We start from the raw sequence: 9,059 nt of genomic DNA on the forward strand, positions 1-9,059 counted from the left end.
CCACGGCGCACACTTTACCAGTTGGTGAGAATTATCCGAAGCTGAACTTTGTAAATTCCACGCAGCAAACGCAATGTTTGGCGCATTTTCAGACAAACCACTCAGCAAATATTAATACAACAAATAACAAAATCCATAATTATTTATCGTAATTATGGATTTGCATTTAAGATAAAGTTATTTATTTAGAGCAGCACGAATAATTGGTCCAATTTTTTCAAATGCTATTGGAGAAATAATATCCACATGCGCGCAATCCTGACGATAAATATCCAGCTCAGCTATCCACGGCGACCAGGCGCGTTCGGGGCTCATACTTTCCTGAAGTGTACGCTCCGCAACAAACAGCGTCGCTTTGCCATCAAACGGTACGCTATGGGCGGTGGTTAACAAGCGCACAGCATCAGCGTAGTTGCCTTCAATGGTGGTAAACAACTCCGTTGAAGTACTTCCCTGCTGTGCCGCCAGGAAGGCCTCGCGTTCGCGGTTAATCTCCGCCAGCACTTCCGGGTCCAGACCATTAGCCTCTTTTTCCTGCCAGTTTTGCGTTTCTGGCGGCCAGGTATCCAGCAAGCCAAGAAATGCCACCTGTTCGCCACGGGCACGCAGTCGCGCCGCAATACCCTGCGCCAGCGTACCGCCAAGGGAATACCCCAGCAGGTAATAAGGGCCGTGCGGTTGTTGTGCCAGCAACGTTGCCAGATGCGCTTCGCAGACTTCAACCAGGTTTGCCGCCGTCTGCATGGGTCCATGAGGGCGCGGCGACTGAATGCCGATAATCGACCATTGTGGATCGAGATAACGCGAGAGCACGCTAAACTGCCAGGCAAAACCGGATGCCGGATGGAAACAAAACAGCGTCGGGCCATTACCTTCACGCAACGGCAGAATGGTTTCGAATCCCATGCGCCGGGAGCTGTCTTCTTCACCATCAATAATCGTTGCCAGTTTAGCGACGGTTGACGCGACCATCACCTGCCCCGGCGTCACCTGGCGGGCAAACTGCCGACTTAACTGCGCTGCCAGTTTCATTGCCAGTAGCGAATGACCGCCAAGCGCAAAGAAATCAGCATCGGCATCCTGCACGTCACACCCCAGCAACGACGAGAATGCCGCGGCGATAATCGTTTCACTGCCCGCTTTCGGCGCTCGTCCCGGCGTTTGTGCCTTCAGTTCAGGCAACGGTAAGGCTTTGCGATCCAGCTTGCCGTTGGCGCTAAGTGGTAACTGTGGAAGTTGCAGCAGAACCACCGGCACCATATGCGGTGGCAATGTTTCGCGAAGCTGCGCCTGCAATGCGCTGGTATCCAACGGCAGGCCCGATTGCGACACCAGATAGCCCACCAGCTGACGCGCATCACCACCAGTGGCTGCCGCCTGGTTAATCACACAGGCATGAGTAACGGCCTGTTCGACATCCGGCAACGCCTGCATCACGCGATCGATTTCGCCCAGTTCGATACGCTGCCCGCGAATTTTTAGCTGATCGTCACTGCGCCCGAGGTACTCCACCGCGCCGTTATCCAGCCAGCGGGCAACGTCTCCGGTACGGTACATCCGTTCACCTGGGGCAAAAGGATCGGCAATAAAGCGGCTGGCGGTCAGATCGGGTCGTCCAAGATACCCCTGCGCCAGTTGAATACCGGTGAGATAGAGATCACCCGCCACACCCGGCGGCACCGGATGCATCATCGCATCAAGAATACGCAGACCCGTATTCCATACCGGATAACCAATCGGCACACTGCTGCCGCGCACCTGTGCCAGTTCCTCGCCAAAAGCCGGATACCAGCTGACATCTACCGCCGCTTCCGTCGGGCCATATAGATTATGCAACGGCACGCTGGTTAACTGTTGCCATTCGCGGCATAAATCAGCCGGTAAGGCCTCACCACTACAGAAAACCTGTTTCAACGTCGCGCAATTCTGGCGAGCGGTTTGCGGCGTCAGCGATGCAACAAATGCCGCCAGCATCGACGGCACAAAGTGCGTGGTCGTTACGCCATATTCGGCAAAGAATTGCTGCATAGCGAGCGGGTCGCGGTGCGCTTCCGGTTCAGCCATCACCAGTTTAGCCCCGGCAATAAACGGCCAGAAAAACTCCCACACCGAGACATCAAAACTGCACGGCGTTTTTTGGGCAACGACATCTTCGCCTGTAAGCGGATAATGATTTTGCATCCAAAGCAGGCGGTTAACGATAGCCGTCTGCCCGACCATTACTCCTTTCGGCCTGCCGGTGGAGCCAGAGGTAAAGATGATATAGGCCGTGTGATGCGGTTGTGAAAGTTGCAGCGGCGCACTGCCCTGTGCGGTAAGCGGGGCGTTATAGCAAAGGCTGGTTAAATCAGGAACATCGGCAAAGCGCGGCAGTTGATCGTCGGTGGTGATTAACAGTGACGGACGCGCATCTTCCAGCATCATTTTCAGGCGATCGTCCGGATAGCCGGTATCCAGCGGTAACCAGGCCGCACCTGCTTCAACAATCGCATGTAGCGCCAGGGTCAAAAAGACCGAGCGCGGTAATGCCACCGCCACGCTGTCCCCTGGTTTAACGCCGTGCTCACGCAGCAGATTCGCCAGCGCCACCACCTGCTCGCGCATTTCCCGATAGCTGAACTGGTAACGTGCATCTGCCAGCGCCGGAGCATCCGGTGTTTTTGCCGCTTGTTCTGCCACCAGCGCACTCAGCGTGGTTTCTGGAATCTCAACCTGAGTGGCGTTGATCTGCGCCAGCTGCGCATACTCACCTGGCAGCATAATATCGACATCGCCGCACAACAGCGCCGGATCCGCGGCGAACTGGGCAATCAACATTTTCAGGCGTTCAGCATGCTGGATTAACGTTGGCTCATCGTAACGCTGTTTATTGGCGAGGATCTCAATACTCAAATCACCGTGTTCATCCGGGAACAGGGCCAGTTCAAGGTCATTAACCGGACCGGTTGCCAGGGTATGGGTTTGCGCCTGCACGCCCGGAATATCCAGTTGGTAATCAAATACCTTGATATTGAGTACCGGACCGAACAGCGGTTCATCACCTGCCGCTCGCCCGCTGTCACGGACAATTTGTTCGGCATCGTAACGTTGATGACGACGCATTTTTTTCAGTTGTGCTGCCAGTCGGGTTGCCAGTTCCGGTAGCGTTTCTTGCGCCGCAATGTGAATACCCAACGGCAAAACGTTGAGCACGGGTCCGGTAGCCGTCAACGCCGCCGAGCCCAGTCGACGCATAAAGATAAATCCGGCGGCGTAGTCCATGCGATTGCACAATCGCCCCAGCCACAAAGCCGTCAGCGCAAGGGCTAAATCGGTACGCTGCACACCTGAAAGTTGCGTAGCCAGCTGGCGGAATTCCCCGTCGGTAAATTCCAGTTTCAGGCGCAAAATATCTGCCGAAGCGCTACGCCCCGGTAAAGGTGCCGGAGAAAGTGACGCGGGCGGTGGCAGTTGACGACGCTGTTCCGCCCAGAATGCCGCATCACGCTGCCAGGCTTCGCTTTCGCGGTATTGCTGGTACTCTTCCACTACATCAGCGAAAGGCGTAAACGGCGAAGCAGGCGTTGGTTCGCCACGCAGCCATGTGCAGTAAATATTGGCGATCTGGCGGGTAATGGCCGGGAAACTGAAGCCATCGACCAGCAAATGGTGGTAACGCTGATACCAGTACCAGCGGTTATCCGCCACCTGTATCAGCTGATGAAAGACCAGTGGTTTACCGCTATCGACGCGCAGATCTTGTTGCAAATCCGCCTGCATTAATGCCTGCGCAGTACCGTGTGGATCAATGTTGGTTCGCAGGTCGATAATTTCTGGCAGTTCGAACGTCAGCGCATCATCGACCCACTGCCAGACTTCGCCGTTATCTTCCGTAAAACGCATCCGCAGTGTATCTGCTTGCGCTAATCCGGCAACCACCGCGCGGGCCAGTAATGGCACATCAACCTCTCCGGTTAACTCAACGTAATGCGCCACGCTCCAGGCGGAGGGTAAATCCGACAGTTTTTCTGCCATCCAGATGCCGGGCTGTGCAGCGACCAAAGGTAAATGCTGGCTCATTGCGCCTCCTGCAACTGGGTGAAATTCGCCGGTGTCAGAGTACGCCAGTGGGCTTCCAACCACTGCTGGCAGGACTCTTGTGACTGCGGCTGACACACAATGTCCCAGCCTGCCGGTAAGGCGCATTGTTGCGGCCACAGACTGAATTGCCCCTGCGCATTGCGCAAAATGTAAAACGCTCCCTGTGGATCATCGAAGGGATTACTGAATGCCATATTCAACTCCTGTCATGGAAAAGTGGTTGCCAGAGGTCGATTAGCCCCTGCATCAAGCCACCGCGCCAACAAAGCGCATCATGTCCGCCGTCAACCTGACGCCAGAAAATGGATTCTTTTATGGGGTGTAATTGCGCATACAGCGCCTGATTGGCCCGCATAATCATCGGCTCGCGAATACCCGCTTCCAGCACAATGCGCAGACCTTCGGCGCTAACTTCACCAGCTTTAAGCTTTTCAAGTAACACGCCCTCTTGCTGCCCGCCCCGATGCGGCCACCAGTACGATCCTGACTGGCTTAATACACAGCCAAAGCGTTCAGGCCAGTGCAGTCCGGCATACAGCGCGGAAAGCCCACCAAAACTCTGCCCGGCGACCACGGTGCGATCGGCGCGATCGCTAAAAGGGGCAATAGCTTTCACCAGGGGTAATAACTCTTGCTGTACTGCCAGCCAGAAATCGGCATTACACGGCAGTTCGTGGGCGCGGTGCGTGGTGTCGATAGCGTCGATCAACACATACACGGCGGGAGGAAGTTGCTGACGATGGGTCAGCGAAGTCAGCACAGGCCAGACGGGCATACTCTGCGCCCAAAATTCGCCATCGAGCAAAACTGCCAGCGGGCGTTCTTCTGCTGGTACATCGCCGGTGGTAAAAATCCATACACGCCGTGAATTTTTCAACCGTTCACTTTTCCAGATAATTTCTTTGGCAGGTGTTTCTGGCGCTTGCGGACAATCCCAACCCGGTTGCAGGGGCGCTTGCGGCATTTCGAGTGCAGAAACAGCGTGCCCTCGCCCGCCTTTCCAGCTTTGTGGATTCAGCGGATCGGCTATCGCCTGGGGGAGTAATTTTTGCCATCCCTCGCGTAACTCGAGGCGATCAGGGGATGGCGCAGAAAAAATGTCATCGCGTTCGGTGGGAATAAAACAGTAGCTGCCGCGCCAGTTGGCATTGAGTTGTGTCGTCCACTGCCAGACATCAGTACCTGCAATTCGCTGCATCGACTGGGGCTGGCTGTTCTGATGGTGATCGGTGACGCCAGTAATGTAGACCCATACGCGCTTTATCGTCGAGCAGTCTTCAGAACCTTGTGGATCACGCCACCAGAAAGTGACCTCAAACATTTCGTCATTAAGACGCTGCCATTCAGGGCCATGTTTCGACTGCCACCAGCTATCACTTCCCACCTTTAACGCCGCCACATCATAACCTTATGTTTATTGTGATTTTTTTCATTGATTGCAGAAATATATTGATAATATTATTGATAACTATTTGCATTTGCAATAGCGTAATGGCGCGCCGTGGGAAGCGCGGACATTTATTAACCAACTGCACTGCGTGTCTTTCAGGATCAAAGGTTTTCGCGGTAGCGGGATGCGTCGTATTGATGACGACCATGCCCGACAGTTGCAATTCGTGGCAAAAATGCAGGAATAAAACAATGAACAAGAAGATTCATTCCCTGGCCTTGTTGGTCAATCTGGGGATTTATGGGGTAGCACAGGCACAAGAGCCAACTGATACTCCTGTTTCACATGACGATACCATTGTCGTTACCGCCGCAGAGCAGAACTTGCAGGCGCCTGGCGTTTCGACCATCACCGCAGATGAAATCCGCAAAAACCCCGTTGCCCGCGATGTGTCGGAAATCATCCGTACCATGCCAGGCGTTAACCTGACCGGTAACTCCACCAGTGGTCAGCGTGGTAATAACCGCCAGATTGATATTCGCGGCATGGGGCCGGAAAACACGTTGATTTTGATTGACGGCAAACCGGTCAGCAGCCGTAACTCGGTGCGTCAGGGCTGGCGTGGCGAGCGCGATACCCGTGGTGATACTTCCTGGGTGCCGCCTGAAATGATTGAACGTATTGAAGTTCTGCGTGGTCCGGCAGCTGCGCGTTATGGCAACGGCGCGGCGGGCGGCGTGGTTAACATCATTACCAAAAAAGGCAGCGGCGAATGGCACGGCTCCTGGGATGCTTATTTCAATGCACCAGAACATAAAGAGGAAGGTGCCACCAAACGTACCAACTTCAGCCTGACCGGTCCGCTGGGCGATGAATTCAGCTTCCGTTTATATGGCAACCTCGACAAAACTCAGGCTGACGCGTGGGATATTAACCGGGGGCATCAGTCCGCGCGTGCCGGTACATATGCGGATACGCTGCCCGCCGGGCGCGAAGGGGTGATCAACAAGGATATTAATGGCGTAGTTCGCTGGGACTTCGCGCCTCTGCAATCACTTGAACTGGAAGCAGGCTACAGCCGCCAGGGCAACCTGTATGCGGGCGACACACAGAACACCAACTCCGATTCCTATACCCGCTCGAAATATGGTGATGAAACCAACCGCTTGTATCGCCAGAACTACTCGCTGACCTGGAACGGCGGCTGGGATAACGGCGTGACCACCAGCAACTGGGTACAGTACGAACACACGAGAAACTCACGTATTCCAGAGGGTCTGGCGGGCGGCACCGAAGGGAAATTTAACGAAAAAGCGACACAGGATTTCGTCGATATCGATCTCGATGACGTCATGCTGCACAGCGAAGTTAACCTGCCGATTGATTTCCTCGTTAACCAGACGCTGACGCTGGGTACGGAGTGGAATCAGCAGCGGATGAAGGACTTAAGTTCCAACACCCAGGCGCTGACCGGAACGAATACCGGTGGTGCTATTGATGGCGTGAGCGCCACCGACCGTAGCCCATATTCAAAAGCAGAAATTTTCTCGCTGTTTGCCGAAAACAATATGGAGCTGACTGACAGCACTATCGTGACACCGGGGCTGCGTTTCGATCATCACAGCATTGTGGGCGATAACTGGAGTCCGGCGCTGAACATATCGCAAGGTTTAGGCGATGACTTCACGCTGAAAATGGGCATTGCCCGCGCCTATAAAGCGCCGAGCCTGTACCAGACTAACCCGAACTACATTCTCTACAGTAAAGGTCAGGGCTGTTACGCCAGCGCGGGCGGCTGCTATCTGCAGGGGAACGATGACCTGAAAGCGGAAACCAGTATCAACAAAGAGATTGGTCTGGAGTTCAAACGCGACGGCTGGCTGGCGGGCATCACCTGGTTCCGTAACGATTATCGCAATAAGATTGAAGCAGGCTATGTTGCTGTAGGGCAAAACGCAGTCGGCACCGATCTCTACCAGTGGGATAACGTGCCGAAAGCAGTGGTTGAAGGTCTGGAAGGATCGTTAAACGTACCGGTTAGCGAAACGGTGATGTGGACCAATAACATCACTTATATGCTGAAGAGTGAAAACAAAACCACGGGCGACCGTTTGTCGATCATCCCGGAGTATACGTTGAACTCAACGCTGAGCTGGCAGGCACGGGAAGATTTGTCGATGCAAACGACCTTCACCTGGTACGGCAAGCAGCAGCCGAAGAAGTACAACTATAAAGGCCAGCCAGCGGTTGGACCGGAAACCAAAGAAATCAGTCCTTACAGCATTGTGGGTCTGAGCGCGACCTGGGATGTGACGAAGAATGTCAGTCTGACCGGCGGCGTGGACAACCTGTTCGACAAGCGTTTGTGGCGTGCGGGTAATGCCCAGACCACAGGCGATCTGGCAGGAGCCAACTATATCGCCGGAGCCGGGGCGTATACCTATAACGAGCCGGGACGTACGTGGTACATGAGCGTTAATACTCACTTCTAATGCTAACGTCAGATTGTTGACAAAGTGCGCGTCGTTCATGCCGGATGCGGCGTGAACGCCTTATCCGGCCTACAAAAATCTTGCCAATTCAATATATTGCAGGATCACGTAGGCCTGATAAGCGTAGCGCATCAGGCAGTTTTGCGTTTGTCATCAGTCTCAAATATGGTCGACATGAAAACTACGCATACCGCCCTCCCCTTTGCCGGACATACGCTGCATTTTGTTGAGTTTGATCCGGCGAGTTTTCGCGAGCAGGATTTACTCTGGCTGCCGCACTACGCGCAACTGCAAAACGCTGGGCGGAAACGCAAAGCCGAACATTTGGCCGGGCGGATCGCTGCTGTTTATGCGTTGCGGGAATATGGCTATAAATGTGTACCCGCAATCGGCGAGCTACGCCAACCTGTGTGGCCTGCGGAGGTATACGGCAGTATTAGCCACTGCGGGACTACGGCATTAGCCGTGGTATCTCGTCAACCGATTGGCATTGATATTGAAGAAATTTTTTCTGCGCAAACAGCGGCAGAATTGACAGACAACATTATTACGCCAGCGGAACACGAGCGACTCGCAGACTGCGGTTTAGCCTTTTCTCTGGCGCTGACACTGGCATTTTCCGCCAAAGAGAGTGCATTTAAGGCAAACAAGATACAGGCCGCTCCAGGTTTTCTGGATTATCAGATAATTAGCTGGAATAAACAGCGGATCATCATTCGACTAGAGGATGAGCAGTTTGCTGTGCACTGGCAGCTTAAACAAAAGATAGTCATAACGCTGTGCCAACACGATTAATTGACAACATCTGGTACGGTTCGCCCGCAGCCATCACTGACCGCGGGCGAAAGTGTAAAGCAGGTGCCTTACCATCCTGACCTGACAACCGGATATGCGGGGATTGCTCCCCGCACAACGGCTACTTCTTCGGTTCGTAAGCGAGAACAGCCTTAAACTCAATATTACGTTCCTTTACGGTGAACTCACACAGTGAGTCTCCGACCAGAAGCGTAAATCCCAGCACCGTTAAACACAGCACTATGACTGCCACAAGGGCATATTTCGTCAGCATGTTTATATTGCCTCCATGCGAAGAAGGG

Annotated in this window: 6 protein-coding genes; 2 read left to right on the forward strand and 4 right to left on the reverse strand. The window is 54.0% G+C overall.

Features of this window, described 5'->3' with window-relative positions; genetic code table 11:
* Window positions 1–177 precede the first annotated feature (177 nt).
* Genes entF through fes form a run of 3 tightly spaced genes read right to left on the reverse strand, consistent with a single transcriptional unit; the run spans window position 178 to window position 5,479 of the window.
* Window positions 178–4,059 carry an enterobactin non-ribosomal peptide synthetase EntF gene (gene entF / locus D9741_RS19635; RefSeq protein ID WP_130219392.1) on the reverse strand — a complete coding sequence of 1,294 codons (3,882 nt, stop codon included), beginning with the start codon at window positions 4,057–4,059 and terminating at the stop codon, window positions 178–180.
* Window positions 4,056–4,274 (reverse strand): enterobactin biosynthesis protein YbdZ, encoded by a 219-nt coding sequence (ybdZ, locus tag D9741_RS19640; protein WP_000885782.1) that lies wholly within the window; start codon window positions 4,272–4,274, stop codon window positions 4,056–4,058. Before ybdZ ends, entF begins: the two co-directional genes overlap by 4 nt.
* A 2-nt stretch (window positions 4,275–4,276) precedes the next feature.
* The gene (fes, locus tag D9741_RS19645) at window positions 4,277–5,479 is read right to left on the reverse strand and encodes an enterochelin esterase (RefSeq protein WP_130219391.1); all 1,203 of its coding nucleotides are present in this window, start codon (window positions 5,477–5,479) and stop codon (window positions 4,277–4,279) included.
* Between the two features lie 242 nt (window positions 5,480–5,721).
* Between fes and fepA the strand changes: the two genes are divergently transcribed.
* Both fepA and entD read left to right on the forward strand, forming a co-directional pair.
* Window positions 5,722–7,962: a siderophore enterobactin receptor FepA gene (gene fepA / locus D9741_RS19650; RefSeq protein ID WP_130219390.1), complete on the forward strand. Its 2,241-nt coding sequence runs from the start codon at window positions 5,722–5,724 to the stop codon at window positions 7,960–7,962.
* A 174-nt stretch (window positions 7,963–8,136) separates the two neighbouring features.
* Window positions 8,137–8,757, forward strand: coding sequence for an enterobactin synthase subunit EntD (gene entD / locus D9741_RS19655; RefSeq protein ID WP_130219389.1), 621 nt, complete (start codon window positions 8,137–8,139; stop codon window positions 8,755–8,757).
* Between the two features lie 121 nt (window positions 8,758–8,878).
* Here the strand turns inward: entD and hokE are convergent, their stop codons facing one another.
* Window positions 8,879–9,031, reverse strand: a complete 153-nt coding sequence (hokE, locus tag D9741_RS19660; RefSeq protein ID WP_000956465.1) for a type I toxin-antitoxin system toxin HokE — start codon at window positions 9,029–9,031, stop codon at window positions 8,879–8,881.
* Between the last annotated feature and the right edge of the window lie 28 nt (window positions 9,032–9,059).

This window comes from Escherichia sp. E14V7 (assembly GCF_004212225.1).
GTDB lineage: Bacteria > Pseudomonadota > Gammaproteobacteria > Enterobacterales > Enterobacteriaceae > Escherichia.

Bases quoted from the DNA above. Each gene is read 5' to 3' on its own strand.
- ybdZ (WP_000885782.1), bottom strand. From the start codon at position 4,274: ATGGCATTCAGTAATCCCTTCGATGATCCACAGGGAGCGTTTTACATT.
- fepA (WP_130219390.1), top strand. From the start codon at position 5,722: ATGAACAAGAAGATTCATTCCCTGGCCTTGTTGGTCAATCTGGGGATT.
- entF (WP_130219392.1), bottom strand. From the start codon at position 4,059: ATGAGCCAGCATTTACCTTTGGTCGCTGCACAGCCCGGCATCTGGATG.
- entD (WP_130219389.1), top strand. From the start codon at position 8,137: ATGAAAACTACGCATACCGCCCTCCCCTTTGCCGGACATACGCTGCAT.
- hokE (WP_000956465.1), bottom strand. From the start codon at position 9,031: ATGCTGACGAAATATGCCCTTGTGGCAGTCATAGTGCTGTGTTTAACG.